At 70.4% G+C, this 17,897-nt stretch carries 15 protein-coding genes, 1 tRNA gene and 1 riboswitch; of the genes, 10 read left to right on the top strand and 6 right to left on the bottom strand.

The genetic code is table 11. The annotated features are described in order from the left end of the window. Positions 1 to 105 precede the first annotated feature (105 nt). Positions 106 to 1,122 (top strand): LacI family DNA-binding transcriptional regulator, encoded by a 1,017-nt coding sequence (locus tag AB0O34_RS01390; protein ID WP_363911340.1) that lies wholly within the window; start codon positions 106 to 108, stop codon positions 1,120 to 1,122. Between the two features lie 33 nt (positions 1,123 to 1,155). On the opposite strand, the gene AB0O34_RS01385 is transcribed toward AB0O34_RS01390, so the two are convergent. Then, on the bottom strand, positions 1,156 to 1,539 hold the full coding sequence (locus tag AB0O34_RS01385; protein ID WP_363911338.1) for a phage holin family protein: 384 nt from the start codon (positions 1,537 to 1,539) through the stop codon (positions 1,156 to 1,158). Positions 1,540 to 1,675: 136 nt separating this feature from the next. Here AB0O34_RS01385 and AB0O34_RS01380 point away from each other — a divergent pair, with 136 nt between their 5' ends. The 5 genes from AB0O34_RS01380 (at position 1,676) to AB0O34_RS01360 (ending at position 5,284) form a co-directional block, all read left to right on the top strand. Further along, complete coding sequence (locus AB0O34_RS01380) at positions 1,676 to 2,680, top strand: NADP-dependent oxidoreductase (protein WP_363911336.1); 1,005 nt, start codon at positions 1,676 to 1,678, stop codon at positions 2,678 to 2,680. A 53-nt stretch (positions 2,681 to 2,733) separates the two neighbouring features. Then, positions 2,734 to 3,009, top strand: coding sequence for a hypothetical protein (locus AB0O34_RS01375; RefSeq protein WP_363911334.1), 276 nt, complete (start codon positions 2,734 to 2,736; stop codon positions 3,007 to 3,009). Between the two features lie 30 nt (positions 3,010 to 3,039). Further along, on the top strand, positions 3,040 to 3,438 hold the full coding sequence (locus AB0O34_RS01370; protein ID WP_363911332.1) for an OsmC family protein: 399 nt from the start codon (positions 3,040 to 3,042) through the stop codon (positions 3,436 to 3,438). A 611-nt stretch (positions 3,439 to 4,049) separates the two neighbouring features. Then, a riboswitch (cyclic di-AMP (ydaO/yuaA leader) is annotated at positions 4,050 to 4,194 on the top strand. Positions 4,195 to 4,488: 294 nt separating this feature from the next. Continuing rightward, positions 4,489 to 5,097: a hypothetical protein gene (locus AB0O34_RS01365; protein ID WP_363911330.1), complete on the top strand. Its 609-nt coding sequence runs from the start codon at positions 4,489 to 4,491 to the stop codon at positions 5,095 to 5,097. A 110-nt stretch (positions 5,098 to 5,207) separates the two neighbouring features. Continuing rightward, positions 5,208 to 5,284 (top strand) — tRNA-Lys (locus AB0O34_RS01360). A gap of 207 nt (positions 5,285 to 5,491) precedes the next feature. Here AB0O34_RS01360 and AB0O34_RS01355 read toward each other — a convergent pair. Together AB0O34_RS01355 and AB0O34_RS01350 are read right to left on the bottom strand one after the other, a co-directional pair. Further along, a complete protein-coding gene (locus tag AB0O34_RS01355; protein ID WP_363911328.1) occupies positions 5,492 to 6,544 on the bottom strand; it encodes a hypothetical protein in 1,053 nt (350 codons plus the stop codon). Beyond that, positions 6,541 to 6,915, bottom strand: a complete 375-nt coding sequence (locus tag AB0O34_RS01350; RefSeq protein ID WP_363911326.1) for a hypothetical protein — start codon at positions 6,913 to 6,915, stop codon at positions 6,541 to 6,543. Before AB0O34_RS01350 ends, AB0O34_RS01355 begins: the two co-directional genes overlap by 4 nt. A 69-nt stretch (positions 6,916 to 6,984) precedes the next feature. On the opposite strand from AB0O34_RS01350, the gene AB0O34_RS01345 reads away from it, so the two are divergent. The 3 genes from AB0O34_RS01345 to AB0O34_RS01335 all read left to right on the top strand — a co-directional run bounded on the left by AB0O34_RS01345 (position 6,985) and on the right by AB0O34_RS01335 (position 13,816). Further along, positions 6,985 to 10,953: a CHAT domain-containing protein gene (locus AB0O34_RS01345; protein ID WP_363911324.1), complete on the top strand. Its 3,969-nt coding sequence runs from the start codon at positions 6,985 to 6,987 to the stop codon at positions 10,951 to 10,953. 1,392 nt (positions 10,954 to 12,345) lie between these two features. Then, entirely contained in the window at positions 12,346 to 12,549 is a 204-nt protein-coding gene (locus tag AB0O34_RS01340; protein ID WP_358548598.1) for a cold-shock protein, read from the top strand. 208 nt (positions 12,550 to 12,757) lie between these two features. Beyond that, the gene (locus tag AB0O34_RS01335; RefSeq protein WP_363911321.1) at positions 12,758 to 13,816 is read left to right on the top strand and encodes an alpha/beta hydrolase-fold protein; all 1,059 of its coding nucleotides are present in this window, start codon (positions 12,758 to 12,760) and stop codon (positions 13,814 to 13,816) included. Between the two features lie 18 nt (positions 13,817 to 13,834). On the opposite strand, the gene AB0O34_RS01330 is transcribed toward AB0O34_RS01335, so the two are convergent. From AB0O34_RS01330 to AB0O34_RS01320, 3 genes are all read right to left on the bottom strand, one after another. Further along, positions 13,835 to 14,137 (bottom strand): antibiotic biosynthesis monooxygenase, encoded by a 303-nt coding sequence (locus AB0O34_RS01330; protein ID WP_363911319.1) that lies wholly within the window; start codon positions 14,135 to 14,137, stop codon positions 13,835 to 13,837. Positions 14,138 to 14,270: 133 nt separating this feature from the next. Further along, the gene (locus tag AB0O34_RS01325; protein WP_363911317.1) at positions 14,271 to 14,987 is read right to left on the bottom strand and encodes a 4'-phosphopantetheinyl transferase superfamily protein; all 717 of its coding nucleotides are present in this window, start codon (positions 14,985 to 14,987) and stop codon (positions 14,271 to 14,273) included. After that, positions 14,984 to 15,826 (bottom strand): metallophosphoesterase, encoded by an 843-nt coding sequence (locus AB0O34_RS01320; protein WP_363911586.1) that lies wholly within the window; start codon positions 15,824 to 15,826, stop codon positions 14,984 to 14,986. Before AB0O34_RS01320 ends, AB0O34_RS01325 begins: the two co-directional genes overlap by 4 nt. 117 nt (positions 15,827 to 15,943) lie before the next feature. Between AB0O34_RS01320 and AB0O34_RS01315 the strand changes: the two genes are divergently transcribed. After that, positions 15,944 to 17,587 (top strand): ABC-F family ATP-binding cassette domain-containing protein, encoded by a 1,644-nt coding sequence (locus AB0O34_RS01315; RefSeq protein ID WP_363911315.1) that lies wholly within the window; start codon positions 15,944 to 15,946, stop codon positions 17,585 to 17,587. Positions 17,588 to 17,897 lie beyond the last annotated feature (310 nt).

Raw genomic sequence — 17,897 nt, 5'->3', positions numbered from 1 at the left:
GATTCGCTTCAGTGAACCGCTTCACCTCGCCGCCGTCAACACTCTGTCCAGAGACCGAGATGGCAGGGCCCTTCGTGATGAGGCGATTCGGCATAGGCTGGCTTGATGCCGCGCTCCCAGCCACGCAAACGGACGACGATCCGCGAGGTGGCCCAGGCGACAGGCCTGTCCCCCGCGGCCGTCTCCTACGCGCTGCGCGGCATGCAGGTGTCCGAGGAGACCATCGAGCGGGTACGCCAGGCCGCCGCCGAGCTGGGGTACGAGGCCGACCCCATCGCCCGCGCCCTGGCGAGCGGGCGCACCGGCATGATCGGCCTGCTCTGCGGGTCGCTGGAGGACCTCTGGCAGCAGTCGCTGGCGTTCGGCATCGGGCGGGCCCTGCGCGAGAAAGATCGGTACGCGCTCATCCTCGACGCGGCGGGCGACCCCGGGCGTGAGCGCACCCTGGCGCGCCAGCTCCGCGACCAGCGGGTCGACGGCCTGATCGTGCAGCCGGTCGACCCGGCCGCGCCGCTGTGGGCGCAGCTCGCCGAGACGCTGCCGGTGGTCTCCATCGGCGACGCCCTGGTCGACGCGCGCACGGCGGGGGAGGTGGTCTTCGACAACCGCAGGGGCGTCACCCTGGCCCTCGAATACCTCAGGGAGAAGGGCCACCGCCGCGTGGCCGTCCTGACCCCGACATGGTCCAGCACCCCCGACCGGCCCGCCGATGTCCACGTGACCGCCGAGGCCGAGCGCCTCGGGCTCGATATCGACGTCGTGACCGCCCCCCACGGGCTGGCCGCCACCACCAAGGTGGCGTGCTCACTGCTCCGCGGCGAGGCCAGGCCCAGCGCGGCCTTCTGCTTCTCCGACTCCATCGCCTACGGCGTGTACGCGGCGGCGGCCGAGCTGGGGCTGCGTATCCCCGACGACATCTCGGTCATGGGCTACGACGACCACCCGATGTCCGGGCTGCTCACCCCCGGCCTGACCACCGTCAACTGGGACATCGACGGCATCGTGCGCGCCGCCGTACGGCTGGTGGTCGCGGCGGCGGACGGGCAGAACCGCAGGCGCAGGATCATCCAGGCGCCCGAACTGCACGAGCGGGGATCCGTCGGCGCGTGCCGGCCCTCGTGACGGCTCTCCGCCCGGTCCTGTGTGAGTCCCCGGTCAGTCCTCGTTGAGGCCGAGGAGCATGTCGAGTATCCAGGTGATGAGGCCGACGAGGATCGCCCCCAGGAAGGCGGCCCAGAATCCGCTCACGTGGAACGGCAGCTTGAGCTGCTCGGCGATCCAGCTCGTCAGCAGCAGCAGCACGGCGTTCACGATCAGCGCGAAGAGGCCGAGCGTCAGCACGTAGAAGGCGCAGCCGAAGGTCTTGATGATCGGCTTGAGCACGGCGTTCACGATGCCGAAGATGAGGGCGACGGCGATGAGGGTGCCCGCGGACTTCGCCGTGGTGGCCCCGGAGACGGTGATCCCCGGAATCAGGCGCGTGGCCGCCCAGAGCGCCGCCGCGACGACAAGGATCTTGACGATGATCTTCACGTTCACGATGTTCGCACGGGTGCGCGGGGGAGCGGTAGGGCCGGAAGGCCCCGGGCCCCCGGTTCCGGGGCCGGTGAAAGATCGTTCGGGCGTGCGGTGTTCGCTGGAGGGGTGGCGCATTGAGGATCGAAGGGGGTAGACCATGACACGCGCGATCACGCTGCGGTCACGGCCCGTCGGATGGCCGACAAAGGACAATTTCGAGCTGGTCGAGCTGGAGCTCCCGCCGCTGCGCGAGGGGCAGATACTGGTGCGGAACCTTTACATGTCGGTCGACCCGTACATGCGCGGCCGGATGAACGAGGGCGAGTCGTACGTACCGCCCTTCGAGGTGGGCCAGCCGTTGCGCGGCGGCGCGATCGGGGAGGTGGTCGAGAGCCTCGCTCCGGAGTTCCAGGTCGGCGACATCGTCCTGCACGACTACGGCTGGCGCGAGCACGCCGTGATGGACGCGTCGGAGGCGCGCCGGATCACGCCCCTGCCCGGCGTGCCGCTGTCCGCCTACCTCGGCGTGCTCGGCATGCCGGGCCTGACCGCGTACGTGGGCCTGCTCGACATCGCGGCCTTCAAGAAGGGCGACGCGGTGTTCGTGTCGGGGGCCGCGGGCGCGGTCGGCAGCCTGGCCGGGCAGATCGCCCGCCTCAAGGGCGCCTCCCGGGTCGTCGGCAGCGCCGGTTCCCCCGCCAAGGTCGCCTACGTGGTCGAGAAGCTCGGCTTCGACGACGCGTTCGACTACAAGCAGGACGGGCCGGTGGCCGAGCAGCTCAGGCGGGCGGCCCCCGACGGCATCGACGTCTACTTCGACAACGTCGGCGGCGAGCATCTGGAGGCGGCCATCGAGGTGTTCCGCCGGTACGGGCGCACCGCGATGTGCGGGGCGATCTCCGTCTACAACGAGGCAGAACCGGTCTGCGGGCCGCGCAACCTCTTCCAGGTCGTCGGCAAGCGGCTCACGCTGCGTGGCTTCATCGTCGGGGACCACGCCGACCGGATGCCCGAAATGATGAGGGAGGTCGGCGCGTGGCTCCAGGAAGGCAGGATCACCTACGAGGAGACCGTCGTGGAAGGGCTGGAGAACGCTCCGGACGCCTTCATCGGCATGCTCCGCGGGGAGAACCTCGGCAAGATGATCGTCCGGCTGGCCTGATGTGCATATCCCCCTGATCACGGGGAAAGGGCCATAAAAGGGGGTGAGCCGTAATGGACCAGGACGAGCTGCAGTCGCTGACGCCCAAGGAGCTCCACGACAGGGCGGTGCGCTACGCGGTGGCGCACGGCGACTTCGGCTTCCTGTGGGAACTGCTGAAGGTGATCCCGGCGGCCGAGGCCGCGAGCGGTCACTCGGACGAGACGGCCAACGACCTCAGCCGGGTCTCGGCGCTTCTCAGCGACGCGATGGCCTCCGGTGAGGGCGAGCTGGGCGAGGCGCTGCGCCCGGTCTACATCGCCTACCTTTCCGAGCACCCCGACGCCTGAGCGTTCACGGCCGGCTCTAGGCTCCAGAGCATGGCATCGGTAAATGTGGAGCGTACTGACGACGGCTTCGTGGCGCGCAACGCGCGCGGAGCGGAGGTCGCGATGGGCAGCGGCGACCAGGAGGGGGTCTTCACCCCCGTGGAGCTGCTGCTCGCCGCGGTCGGAGGCTGCAACATCGTGACCGTCGAGCCGCTCACCGCCCAGCGCGGGCACAGGCTCGTACGGCTGGCGATGACGGTCCAGGCGGAGAAGGCCGAGCCCACGCTGCTCGGCCCGGTCACGATCACGTACGACGTCGAGCTGCCCGAGGGCGACGCGGAGGCGGACGAGGTCTTCCGCGCCGTGGCCCACCGGGTCCACGAGCGGCACTGCACGGTCAGCCGCTCCCTCGAAAAGGGCACCGAGGTCAAGGTCGAACTGCCCGAATAGCCGCCTGGCCCGGCGGGTCCGGCCGTACCCGGTCATCCGAGCGACTTAGACCGAATCTATACCCGGGGATGACGAGTAGCTCAGGCCCCGGTATGTAGTGTTAAGGCAGGTCAAGAGGGATGCGACCAGCCGCCCGAGAGGGCGCCGCAGAGCTTTTTGCCAGAAGGACGCGGTGGGGGACCGCGTCCGTACAGCGGGACCGCCCGGTGCGTTTGGGGGAAGGCATCGGCGCTGGACCGTGTAGATCGGGGCCGGGCAGGCGGGGGACTGTCCGGCCCCGATTCATGTCTCCAGGCTCTTGACCGTCGACCCCCTCGCCGCGCCCGCGCGGCACTTCCCACCCTTCGCGCACGCCCGTCTCGACGTACGGGCGTGCGCTTTTTCATGCCATTCGTGTGCCATGTTCATCAGCAGTCACAGGCGTCACATTGATCTCCCCGCCGGCCCCTACGCTGAACTCGCCATGGACCCTAATGTCCGAAGTGTGGGGGTTTGTGGTGCGAAGGTAGATCTTATAATGCTTTGTAGTGATTTCGTTTGCTTTGTCCTGACTTGGTGGGTAAGGTTTCAACCACGAAAGGGGTGGTGACCTGGTCTTCAGCCGAAGGCCGCCGCCTCAAGTGTCGAATCTCCAAGGCCCATCAGGCCCAGGGGAACCGGGGACCCAAGTTCTTCGGGGTGAATCCGCGCAAGCGGTAGGGCGACTCCAAGCCCGAACCCGTCAGCTAACCCGGTAGACGTGATTGGAGAGGAGACCCGAGTGGAGCACCTCACTCCGCGCAGTCAGTCCGCCGGGCAACCCTAGACCCGGATCTCGCCGTCAGAAGCGGCGGGCGAGTCGGCTGCTAGCAGCCGTGCACCGAGCGATCCCTCTGTGACACATGATGGCAATCCGCCGTCGCTAACGGACGAATACGGACGCGCGCTCAGCGCCGCGATCGACCCCTGTGGTCTCGCTCGCATCCTGAGAGCGCTTTCCACCCCCCGCACCGAAATCTTGACTCTCGGAGCGCGGGTCCCCTTGTCTTCTGACGAAAGATCCTATCCTCCATGCCTTTTTTCAAGAACACCCCCAAATGTCGATGGACGTCAGGCTTCGCCGGAGTCGCCCTCGCATGCGCGACCGCCGTCTGCGCCACCAGCACAGCCCACGCCGATGACAAGCCCCTGACCCCCGTTCAAACCCAGGCCTCGAAGCCGATGCTGCTCAAGGGCTCGACCAAGGCGTCGTACTTCTGGGACGACTCCTCCGGCCGTATGGGTGACACGGGACTGCCGGCCATCGGCAAGCCCATGCAGAAGGGCCTGTTCGCCAGCCCCAGCTGGCCGCTCGGAACCGAGGGGTACGTCCTCTACAAGGACAAGAAGGCCCCCTTCTTCATCGGTGACCGAGGCCCGGGCATCCCGTCCGAGAGCGGCGTCATGCTGGACATCGACGGGAAGACCTTCGCGGAGCTGACCGGCGGCACCTTCAACAACTCCTCCCTGGTGGTGACCGGTTTCGACGCCGGCCACATCAAGGTCGACTACGTCATCACCAAGTGGGGCAACGGCGTGGGCAAGAAGAACTACCCGGTCCCGTTCTCCAACGGCGCGTGGGGCGTCGTCGACAAGAACCCCGCCAAGCCCCCGGCCCCTGTGGTCCTCGCCAACGGCTGACACCCGGAGGCCTCCGTACGGAAGGCCTCACGGAGAACCACCTGAAAGCCCCGCATCACCACTGTGGATGTGCGGAGCCAGGCCAGGACTGCTAAAGTCACCGTAGTCACGCGCCGCTAGCTCAGTTGGTTAGAGCAGCTGACTCTTAATCAGCGGGTCCGGGGTTCGAGTCCCTGGCGGCGCACCACGCTTTGACCGATGACCTGGGCACTCTCCACTTGACGGCGGGTGCCCACAGTCATTTCCCGGGGCGCTTGCTCGTGAGGCCGCGGCCCGCGATCCACGACGCGTCCGAACTTCCGCGGCCAGCGCCGGAACACGACGAGGTTCCGGAGGGCAAGCCCACCGACACCGCGGCGCACACTGAATGAACGTGACCGGCACGGGAGAACGACTAGCGCCGCCGGGGTGGCCGCCTGTCCACATGCGAGGTACGGGCGTCGTCCGGCGGCGACGGGTGGCGGTACGGTTCCGGCGGCATGGGGATGCCCTGGCGCCACAGGTCGCACAGGTAGGTGTTGCGACGGTGCTCGTCGTCCGGGTCGCGGGGGAGCGGGAGGCGCAGGGCGTCGACGAGCGTGAAGCGGTGGAGGTCGATGGCGGCCCGCACGGCCTCCCCGTAGGCGACGGCGGCGTGGACGGCCCCCACGTACGCCACTCGGGCGATCACCAGCGGCACCAAGGCCAGCAGCAGCCACCATCCCGAGCGGGCCAGCAGCGCGCCCGCCACCACCGCGGTCGCGGCCATCGTCACCGACAGGCGGGCGGAGGTGTCCAGGATGTCGCGCCGGTCGTCGACGACGGCCTTGACGTTCTCGCCGAGGAGCGGATAGAGGCGCGGCCACGCCACCACGGCGTCGAGCCCGTACGGCTCGCCGGCCTGGGACTCTGTGGCCGCCAGGACATTCCCGAGTGCGGTCGGCCGCAGCAGCTCCGCGGGCGGGTACAGCCGCCGTAGCCGGGTGCCGGCCACCCCGGCGGCCTGGATCCCGGCTTCCGCCACATACGTCTCGGCTCCCGCCGCCGGTCCCTCGGCCGTGCCCTCCTGACCTTCGACCGTGCCCGCCTGTCCCTCGGCCGTGCCCTCCTGGCTCTCGGGTAGTTCCTCCGCGGAGGCCAGCCGTGCCCGGAGGCGTCCCTGCCTCGCACGAGAGCGCCTGGCCAGGCCGGCCGGCGGCCATTCGCCCTCCAGCAGGCGGACCAGCGCCAGCTGCAACGGGGTGCCGAGGACGGCGAGCAGCGTGATCGCGACCCCGAGCAGCACCACCTCACCGGTCCGGAGTCCCGCGGCCGTACGCCAGGCGCGCCCGAAGTCGACCGGGCGGCCGGGCGCGCCCGCCCACACCAGCACCAGGACCATGAGGGAGGCCGCATAGGTGGGCAGGTAGTCGACCAGGAGGAACCGTCCTCCGGAGATGCCGGGCTTGGCCAGCGCGTCCAGGCTCACCTGCGCGTCTCCATCGGCCCGTGCCCCTGAGGGCACGTGGGCGTCATGCGGGGATCGAGGTGGACCCGTCGCGTCGCCGAGCCGCACGTCGCGCAGGCGAAGCGGATGATCCGGTAGCGGAGCGACTCGCCGGGAAGCGTCGCGCCCGCGCCGTCTCCAAGCGATCGCAGCACCGCCGAGCCGAGGCGTACGAGTCGGGACCGGCTGGAGACACCGGCGACCTGGTCTCCCACCACGAGGACGGCGTACTCGATCGAGGCGTCGTCGGCCAGGAGGGACTCCAGCGCCTCGGTGGCGTCCAGGACCGAGCTTCCCGGCGGCAGGTCGAGACGGACAAGGCCGGGATCGTCGGGAGTGTCGTCCAATAGCACGTCGAATCCATCCACAAGTTGTGGACTATCAGTAGCCGCGAGGTCACGTCCAGCCGTACGGTCGGATCCGTGGACGAAGCCGTCTTAGCCCGGATCTACGCCTGTGTCAGGGCCTACCAGGAGGAGGGCCACGCCGACGGTCTGTTCTCCGAAGAGGCCCTCGCCGACGCCGAGCGGCTGCGCGGCTCATCAGAGCCGGAAGCCCTGCGCGCGCGTGCCTGGTACCACTGGTGCCGGTACGAGGCCGACGGCGAACTCGCCGACCTCGCGGTGGCCGTCGAGGCCAGTGACCTGCTGCGCGAGGCGGATCCCGAGGCCCGGCCCTACGTGCTCGGCCACGCCCTCGACCACCTCGACGGCAGGGCCGCAGGTGAGGAGCCCGAGCTGCTGACCGACGGCGAGGAGGCCGCCTGGGCGGGGCTGTTCTTCTCTCTCGGCGGCGCCTGTGGCGAGATGTTCACCGCCACCCAGGACCTGACGCAGGTGAACCGGGCGGTCCTGGCGATGGACACCGCGCTTGGGCTGCTCGGCGAGGCCGACACCGCGACGCTCCCGGCGACGGTCATGCTCGGCCGCTTCCTGTCCGTCCGAGGGCAGGCGACGGACGACCGTGAGGACCTGGAGGCGGCGGCCGGCCGGCTGGGGGACGCCCTGCGGCTCGCACCGGCCGATCACCCGTTCCGGTCCGGCATCCACCTGTTCCTGTGCGGGGCGCTGGCACACGCCTACCTCCTGGACCAGCGGGCGGAGACCGCCGCCGCGCTCGCCGAGGTCTTCGTCACCGCGCTGGGCGAGGTCCCGAGGGACAATCCCGACTGGACGGCGATCGCCGAGCTGGGCAGGGGCATCGCGGGTGACGCCGGTGACGCCGGCGTCGCGCTGGCCCGGGTCGCCGTCGCCGCGAGGCCGGTGGGAGACCCCGAACGGCCGGTCGCGCTCTACGTCCTCGGTACGAGGCTGGCCGTTCACGCTACGGCCGGCGGGTCGGCCGACGACAGCGTGCGGGCCGTCACGGCGCTGCGCGAGATGGTCGCGCTCGACACCGGCGTGATCGAGGTCCGCGTCCTTGGCCGCACGATGCTGAGCCTCTGTCTCGCGCAGGCCTTCGAGATGACCGGTGACATCGAGCTGCCGCCAGAAGCCGTGGCCATGGCCCGCGAGGCGCTGGCGGCCGGCCCGCCGACCCCGGAACTGCGGCTGTTCTGCGTGCTCAACCTCGGCACGGCGCTCTCCCACAGCTACCACGCGCTGGGCCGCAGGGACCACCTGGAGGAGCTGATCGGCCTGCTCGGCCGGACCGACCTGGATTCGCCCGACGGCGCCCGAGGGCTCTACGTGCTGGCGGGAGGCTACTACGACCGCTACCAGGTGGACGGGTCCAAGGAGGACCTCGAGCGGGCGGTCTCCTGCGGACGCCGGGCCGTGGCCGCCATCCCCGGCGGGGACCCCGGCCTGTCCGACGCGCTCGGCAACCTCGGCAACGCCCTGCTGCTGCGGTCCCGGCTCACCGGTTCCGCCACGGACCTCGACGAGGCCGTCGCGCTGTACCGGAGGGCCGTCCAGGTGACGCCCGAAGGTCACGCGAACAGGCCGGGGGTCTGCCTCAACCTGGGCGGCGGCCTGCGCGAGCGCTACCTGCGATCGGGCTCGCCTTCCGACCTGGAGGACGCCATGGCCCTGACACGGGAGGCCCTCGGGCTCGCCGTCCCCGGGTCGCCGGCGTGGCATCTGAGCCAGTCCACCTTGGGAGCCGCGCTCGCCGACCACCACAGCCTCTCGGGGAGCCGGGCCGAACTCGACGAGGCCATCATCAGGCTGCGCGCCGCCGTCGACGCGATGCGAGAGGGCGCCCTGGACCGTCCCTCGGCGCTCAACCTCCTCGGCACCACGCTGCACTCGCGCTTCGAGCTGACCGGATCGGGTGACGACCTCGACGCCGCCATCGCGTCCTACCGTTCCGTGCTGGCCGCGACCGCGCCCGCGAGCCCCCAGCACCTCACCTCCAGCGGGAATCTGGGCGGCGTGCTCGAGAGCCGCTACTGGCGGACGAAGGACCGCGCCGACCTGGACGAGGCCGTCGCCGTCCTGGTGCGTGCCGAGGAGGTGGCGGCGCGAGGCGACGACAACAGCCCGGTGATCCTCACGAACCTGGCCAAGGCGCTCTCCACCCGCTACCTCGCCTTCGATGACCTGGCCGACCTCGATCGCGCCGTCTCCACCGCCCGTGCGGCCTACGAGGCCCTCCCGCCCGGCTCCATCCGGCGTGCGCGCTACCTGGGCGGCTGGGGCTCGCTGCTCGCCACGCGCGCCGAGCGGCGAGGCGACGCCGCTGACCTCGACCAGGCCATCGAGGCACTCCGGGAAGCGGACGCGAACCTCGCACCGGCCGAGCCCAGCCGCGCGCACCAGCTCGGCGGCCGGGCGAACGCGCTGCTGGAGCGGCACGCCCGTACCGGGGCGCGGGCCGACTACGAGGAGGCGGTGGCCACCCTGCGCGTCGCCGCGGAACTCGCGACATGCCCGGCCCACATGCGCATGCGAGCCGCGCGCATGTGGGCCGGCGCGGCGGGACAGGCGGGCGACATGGCCTCGGCCCTGGAGGCGCTGGAGCACGCCGTGCGGCTGATGCCGCTGCTGGCCTGGCGGGGCATTCCCCGTGCCGACCAGGAAGGCCGGCTGGAGGAGCTGTCCTGGCTGGCCGCCGACGCGGCCGCCCTTGCGGTCGAGGCCGGTCGGCCGGAGCGGGCGGTCGAGCTGCTGGAGCACGGCCGCGGCGTGCTGTGGGCGCAGTTACTGGAGACCCGTGGCGACCTCGGCGATCTCCGGGCGGCCCACCCGGACCTCGCCGGACGGCTGGAGGAGCTGCGGGCCGCGCTGGAAGCCGGTGACGGGCCCGCCCGTGAGGTGGGCGCCGACCGCGCGCTCCTGGCGGGCGAATGGGACGACCTGGTCGCGAGGATACGCACGCTCGCCGGGTTCGAGGACTTCCTGCGCCCCCCGGCTTTCGCCAGGCTGGTCACGGCGGCCTCCGACGGGCCCGTGGTGCTGGTGAACGTCAGCGCGCGGCGGTGCGACGCGCTCGTACTGGCGGGCGGCGGCGTCACCGTGTGCCCGCTGCCCGGCCTGCGCGCCGAGGACGTCGTCGAATGGGCCAACTCCCTCCTCCGGCTCTTCCTCCGTCCACCGGCCAACCTGCTGGAGAACGTGGCGGCCCACCAGAGGGCCAACGATCTGCTGCGCTGGCTGGGCGCCAACGTGACCGCGCCGGTGCTGGCGGTGACGCGGGACGCACCTCGGGTCTGGTGGTGTCCCACCGGCCCGCTGGCGCTGCTCCCGCTCCACGCGGCCGTCGACCCGTCCACCGGCGAGTGCGTGCTGGACCGCGTCGTCTCCTCCTACACCCCGGCGATCCGGACGCTCATCGACGCCCGTGCCCGCCCCGCGAGCGCCGCGCGGCCGAGGCGAACGCTGCTGGTGGCGATGGCGCACACCCCCGGCGCTCCCGATCTCGCCGTCCGACCCGAGATCGACGCGCTGACCGGCCTGCTGGGCGATCGGTGCACGCTGCTGGAGGACGCCGTGGTCGCCGACGTGCGCGACCGGCTCGACGGCCACCCCTGGGTCCATCTCGCCTGCCACGGCCTGCAGGACGCGCGGCGCCCCTCGCGCAGCGGAGTCGTGCTGCGCGACGGCATGCTGACCGTCCTCGACATCGCCGGGATGCGCCTTCCGGACGCGGAACTGGCCTTCCTGTCGGCCTGCCAGACCGCTGCGACCGGATCCGCGCTCACCGACGAGGCCATCCACCTCGCCGCGGCACTCCAGGTCGTCGGCTTTCGCCATGTCGTGGCCACGCTGTGGCCGGTGTACGACGAGATCGCGCCCGAGCTGGCCCGGCTGTTCTACCAGCGCCTGGCCGGGGAACCCGACGCGTCCGACGCGGCCGAGACGCTCAACCACGCGGTCCGCCGGCTCCGCGACGCGGGCAACGCGGCCCTCCCGGGGATCTGGGCCCCCTACATCCACGTGGGCCCGTGACGGCGGCAGGTCATTCGTGCGGAGCCGATCGCCTTCGCCGGATCGACAGCCTGACGAGGAAGGCGCCCAGGAGTACGGCGGCCAGTCCACTCGCCACCACGATGCCGACGCTCTGGGCGTCGATTCCCGTGAAGGGCAGGTTCCCGGATTGCGGGGACGCGGGTTGGGGGGTAGAGGTGCGGTTTCCGGCGGGGAGTTCGTTGCCGGTTCGGTCAGGGACTTCGGAGCCGGGTTCGTGGCGTGTTATGCGGGCTCCGTCCGTATCGGTGAACGGGGAGTCGCCGTATTCGCGAACCTCGACGTGATTGTCCCAGGTGTGAGTTTCGGTGTACGGCGGCTTCCCGAATTGGCGTGATCCCGAGTCGCTGGTGGAGGTGACGCGGGGCTCATCGTCAGGCTCGTGCGGTGACGGGACGGCGGTCGAGGCGCCCGTCCCGGCCTGGGGCACCTTGCCGGGATGAGGTGGGCCCGGACGGCCGGTGGGGCTGCCGGTCGGGCTACCGGTGGGTATGGGAAGCACCCGTAGGGACACCCCGGTGGAACCCGATCCTCCCTGGCCTGGGGCGACTTCGCCTGAAGTGCGCCGTCCGTCCCCGTCGCCGGCGAAGCCGATGCCGGAGGCGGCCATCGCCGTGGGCGCGCAGACGGCCAGGAGGACCGCGGCCTCGATTCCGAGCACGATTGACATGAGCCGTCCACGCATGGTTTCCCCCGGATAACAGTAAATCCTGCTCATTGCCCGATAGTTACCCACCTACCGGCCTTTCGCGAATTTACCCATTTCGCGGGGGATATCACCGCGATCGCCACTTGTCCCGCGGTGGCCGTCTGGAACCTCTTGACGGGAAGGCGGACGCCGGGAATATCAGATTTATCGCGTCGGCCATGCCTTCTGGTAATGCAAATCTCCACAAAATGATCGTGTAATTCCCTGCAACGTCCGAAAAGCGCGCATAATGCCAGGATTGTCGTTTTTGTGATGCGGGCACGCGCCGATGAAGCATCTGGGTGCACTGCCCGGCCGTCCTCGCCGGGTCCAGGCCCGCGCCCGGTTCTCGTCGCGGGTGAGCCCGGCCCGTCTGATCGTCCCCGCCGGGCCTCGGACTGCTCGCCCGCGGGCGGATGTCCCGGCGCGGGCGTGATGGCCGGGCGAGCGGCTGATCCGCGGCGGTGGGCCCAGGTCGTCCGAGGCGGCACCGGTGGGTCGTGGCGCGTGTGTGCTATCCTGATGTCAGTTGCAGTTGTGGTACCCATAAACTCTGTGTGCACCTGACGAGACGTAACCTTCAGGTGCATTTTTGTTTGCCGGTCATCTCCGGATGGGCTCATCGCGGCGACGCGGAGTCGGCACAGTGCCGATTCCGGCTCGACCCCCTATCGAAGGAGACTGACATGGCTACTGGCACCGTGAAGTGGTTCAACGCTGAAAAGGGCTTCGGCTTCATCGAGCAGGAGGGCGGCGGCGCCGACGTCTTCGCCCACTACTCCAACATCGCCGCTCAGGGCTTCCGCGAGCTCCAGGAAGGCCAGAAGGTGTCGTTCGACGTCACCCAGGGCCAGAAGGGCCCGCAGGCGGAGAACATCGTTCCCGTCTGATCTGACGCGCGCGTAAAGCGTTAAACGGCCGGGGCCCGCACCTTTCGAGGTGCGGGCCCCGGCTCGTTTCATCTACCTCACGGCCATGGGGTGCTCGGGCTGGTCGTCGCCCGGCGCCGGTGGGCACGCATCCTGCTCCACCGATCCCCGCCAGAGGCGGAACCCACGGGATCCGTGATACGGATGTGGGAGCCGAAGGAGGGTACCGATGTTGCCGTGGCGGGCCGACCTTGAGGGACGGATCGACGAGCACACCGTCGAGAGCGAGTTGCTGCGCGGGAACCCCCTGGGGGACCCGCACCGGCGGCCGTTGTGGGTCTACGTCCCGCCGGGGTACGACGACGAGCCCGACCGGCGTTACCCCTCCATCTATGTGATCCAGGGCTACACCGGCCACCTGGCCATGTGGGGTAACCGCACGCCCTTCCGCCAGCCGTTCCCCGAGACCGCCGACCAGGTCTTCGCCCGCCGGGAGGCGCCGCCGGCGATCGTCGTGTACGTGGACGCGTGGACGGGTTACGGCGGCAGCCAGTTCGTTGACTCGCCCGGCACCGGCCGGTACCACTCCTACCTCTGCGAGGAGATCGTGCCGTGGGTCGACGCCCGCTACCGCACCCTCGCCGATCGCGACCATCGGGCCATCACGGGGAAGTCCAGCGGCGGGTTCGGGGCGATGATCACGCCCATGCTGCGCCCCGACCTGTTCGGCGCGTTCGCCACCCACGCGGGCGACACCCTCTACGAGTACTGCTACCTGCCGGAGTTCGCCCAGGCCGTCCGCCACCTGCGCGCCTTCGACGGCGACATCGGCCGGTGGTGGGGGGAGTTCCGGTCCCGCACCGCGTTCACCCACCCGGCCGACGGGGTGCTGCTGTCGGTTCTCGGCTGCTCGGCCGCCTTCTCGGCCGGGCCGGACGGCGTTCCCGAGCTGCCGTTCGATCCCCGTACGGGCGTGCTGAGGGACGAGGCCTGGCAGCGCTGGCTCGACTGGGACCCCGTGCGCATGGTCCCGAAGCACGCCGACGCGATGCGCTCCATGCGGGCGATCTGGATCGACGCGGGCACGCGCGACGAGTACTTCCTCGATCTCGGCGCCCAGGCCTTCCGCCAGGCGCTCCTCGACCACGGGGTGCCGGGCGACCTCGTCCGCTTCGAGCTCTTCGACGCGGGGCACGGCGCCATCGACTACCGCTACCCGATGTCCCTCGCCTGGCTGGCCGGCCGCATCCAGCCCGGCCCTGCCTCCGGCGCCGGCGCACGACCCTGATCGGAAGGCTCGACCGCGTCACCCGGGGAGTTTGGCGGCGAGGATGTCGACCCTTTCGATGGTGGGCGGCCGGGTGAAGAGCTCGTCGGATCTCTCCATCAAGGCCGTGGCGACCTTGCCGGCGAGGTTGGCCCGCCGCGCGGCGTCCTGCTCGAAGGCGTCGAAGATGCCGAAGGTCGCGCAGTTGATGCGCACCGCGAACCACGCGGCCGTTCCCGGCTCGTCCTCGATGAGGGCCAGCCCGTCACGCAGGAAGTTCTCGGTCTCCCGTTCCTTTCCCGGCCGGGCGTTCACGCGTACCAGCAGGCCGATGGTGACCATTCGCGATCCCTCCCTCCGCTGGTCGGAACGCGCTCCCAGCAATCCGTACCCGATCGCGAATGCGGACGAACGCCCTTAAATCGGAAGTTACGCCGCCTTGGCGGGATGTGGGCTCAGCCGGGGAACAGATCGTCTACGAGTCGATCAGCTTGGAGTCCGGGGCCGCGGATGGAGTCGTGCGGGCCGTGGTGGCCGGGGCGGGGACGACGATGGCGGTGAGGATCAGCCCGTCCGTGACCATCCAGCGCCCGGAGAACCCCGTGACCTCCGAGTCGTCCACGTGGGGGCCGGGCACGAGGAGCCGCGCGTGGAAGGTGCCCCGCTCGGGGTCGATCTCCAGCCGGGCCTCCTCGAAGTCGAGCCACAGCCCGGTGAGCGGGAACCACGCCTTGTAGACCGACTCCTTGGCGCTGAAGAGCAGCCGCTCCCAGCTGACGCGCCGATCGCGGCGCCAGAGCTCGCGCAGGTGCTCCCTCTCCTCGGGCAGGGAGATCACATCGAGGACGCCCTCGGCCAGGGAGTCGTTGGGCTCGGCGTCGATGCCGATCGTGGTGACCTCCGCCGACCTGCCGAGGACGGCGCCGCGGTAGCCGGCGCAGTGGGTCATGCTGCCGACGACGCCGCTCGGCCACCGGGGCTCACCCCGCGGGCCAGGGAGCACCGGCGCGGGGGGCAGGCCCAGCTCGCTCATGGCCCGCCGTGCGCACAGCCGCGCGGTCGTGAACTCCCTGCGCCGCTTGTCGACGACCTGCTCGATGACCTTCTCCTCCTCGGGGAACAAGGTCGCCCCCGGCGGGTCGTCCGAGAGGTCCGCCGACACCACGTACGGGGGAAGGATGCCCTCGATCACGCCGGGGCCTCCTCGGGGAAGACGTGCCTGATCGCCTGCGTGCCGTCGAGCCCGTACGCGCGCCGCTCGCGGGGGTAGCCGAGGGACACCTCCTCGAAGCGCACGCCGTCGTACCAGGTCGTGCGGGGGATGTGCAGGTGGCCGTAGACCACCGTCGCCGCGTTGTAGCGCAGGTGCCAGTCGGCCGTCTCCACCGTGCCGCACCACTGCGCGAACTGCGGGAAGTGCAGGATGTCGGTGGGCTGGCGGACCAGGGGGAAGTGGTTGACAAGGACGGTCGGGATGGCCGGATCACGGGTTTCGAGATGGCGCTCGGTCTCGCGCAGCCGGGCCCGGCACCAGGCGTCGCGGCTGGGATAAGGATCTGGGTGGAGCATGAACTCGTCGGTGCACACCACGCCCGTCTTGTGCGCCCACGCGAGCGCCTCTTCCTTGGTCATGTTCGGCGGCCGGAAGCTGTAGTCGTACAGCACGAAAAGGGGCACGATGGTGACCGGCCCTCCGTGCCCCGTCCAGACGGCGTAGGGATCCTCGGGGGTGAGCACGCCGATGCGCCGGCAGATGCCGACCAGGTGGTGATAACGCTCCTCTCCCCGCAACTGCACCGGATCGTCCTTCGGCGTCCACAGCTCGTGGTTGCCCGGCGTCCAGATGACGGTGGCGAAGCGTTCTTTCAGCAGGGTCAGCGCCCACTCGATGTCGGCGACGAACTCGCCCACGTCACCGGCGACCAGCAGCCAGTCGGACTCGGACTCAGGACGGAGTTTTTCGACGATCTGGCGATTCTCGGGATACGCCACGTGGAGGTCACTGATCGCCATGAGCTTGCCGCTGGTCATGCCGCCGATCGTCACATGGCGATCGTAAACCGTGCCGTTGCCGGGCGGGAAACAGATCCCGGGCGCGGCAGGGCACCAAATGTGTGATGTGGAGCCGGGTCCGGATAGCGTTTGCGCATGACCGCCACCATCGTCGCCAAGGACCTCGCAGCCGGACATGGCGACAGGGCCCTGTTCTCCGGGCTCGACCTGGTCGTCGCGCCGGAGGACGTCATCGGGCTGGTCGGTGTCAACGGCGCGGGGAAGTCGACGCTCCTGCGGATCCTCGCGGGCCTCGACGCCCCCGAGCGGGGCTCCGTGCAGCTCAGCCCGCCCACGGCGGTCGTCGGCTACCTGCCACAGGAGCCCGAGCGCAGGCCGGGGGAGACCGTGGCGGACTTCCTGGCCCGGCGCACGGGCGTCGCCGCGGCGCAGGCCGACCTGGACGCCGCGACCGAGGGCCTGGTCGAGGGCCGTCCTGGCGCCGACGACGCGTACTCCACGGGGCTCGAGCGCTGGCTCGCCCTCGGTGGCGCCGATCTCTCTGAGCGGGCCGAGGAGGTCGCCGCGGATCTCGGCCTCGGCGTCGATCCGCACCAGCCCATGACGGCGCTGTCGGGCGGGCAGGCCGCCCGGGCCGGCATGGCGTCGCTGCTGCTCAGCCGTTACGACGTCTTCCTGCTCGACGAGCCCACCAACGACCTCGACCTGGACGGGCTCGAACGGCTGGAGCGCTTCGTCACCGGCCTGCGGGCGGGCACCGTGGTGGTGAGCCACGACCGCGAGTTCCTCGCCAGGACCGTGACCAGGGTGGTCGAGCTCGACCTCGTCCAGCAGGAGGTGCACGGCTACGGCGGCGGGTACGAGGCCTACCTGACCGAGCGCGAGGTCGCCCGCCGTCACGCCCGCGCCGAGTACGAGGAGTACGCCGACACGCGGGCCGGGCTCCAGGCGAGGGCGGGGATCCAGCGGGCCTGGATGGACAAGGGCGTGAAGAACGCCCGCCGCAAGGCCACCGACAACGACAAGATCGGCCGCAAGTTCCGCAGCGAGGCGAGCGAGAAGCAGGCGGCCAAGGCCCGCCAGACCGAGCGCATGATCGAGCGGCTGGAGGTCGTGGAGGAGCCCCGCAAGGAGTGGGAGCTGCGCATGGAGATCGCCGCCGCTCCCCGGGCCGGGGCGGTCGTGGCGACCATGCGAGGCGCGGTGGTCAAACGCGGCACCTTCGTCCTCGGCCCCGTCGACCTGCAGATCGGCTGGGCCGAGCGGGTGGCGATCACCGGGGCCAACGGCTCGGGCAAGTCGACGCTGCTCGCGGCGGTCCTCGGCCGGGTGCCGCTCGACGAGGGGCACGCCGCGCTCGGGCCGGGCGTCGTGGTCGGGGAGGTCGACCAGGCGCGTGCCCTGTTCCTGGGCGACGAGCCGCTGCTGGACGCCTTCGGCGCCGCCGTGCCCGACCTGGCGCCCGCCGACCTGCGCACGCTGCTCGCGAAGTTCGCGTTGAGGGCGGCGCATGTGCTGCGGCCCGCCGCCACCCTGTCGCCCGGCGAGCGCACCCGGGCGGCCCTGGCGCTGCTCCAGGCTCGCGGAGTGAACCTTCTCGTGCTGGACGAGCCGACCAACCACCTCGACCTGGTGGCGATCGAGCAACTGGAGTCGGCGCTCTCCTCCTACCAGGGCACCCTCCTGCTGGTCACCCACGACCGCCGCATGCTGAAGGCCGTGCACACCACGCGCCACCTCCAGCTCTCCGCCGGCCGGGTAACGGAGACCGGGCAGTAGTGCGGCGGGGCAGGGCCGCGGCGTCGGGTCGCCGCCGGGCCTTGTCGTGTCCCATCCATCTCCTCGTGCGTGGCCTCCGCGCGCTCTATTCGTGCTTTAGCTGACTAAACCAGTCATTGGATGACATTCATAGCGTGCTACACGAATATCGTCGATCTCGTAAACCAAGGAACGCCGGAGATCGTCTCAACGTTGTATAGCGCAGATAAGTAGTCATAAAGGGCTGATGTGCGACCAGGTGCTCCCGGCTTCCCCGCACCTTCGACGCACAACGTCAGGAAAGAGCGGTGGCACGTGCGCAACGCGCGGA

This window comes from Sphaerisporangium sp. NPDC088356 (genome assembly GCF_040685555.1).
Taxonomy (GTDB): Bacteria; Actinomycetota; Actinomycetes; order Streptosporangiales; family Streptosporangiaceae; genus Sphaerisporangium.
The sequence above is the reverse complement of the archived record's forward strand: the minus strand, read 5'-3'. Positions and strand labels throughout refer to the sequence as shown.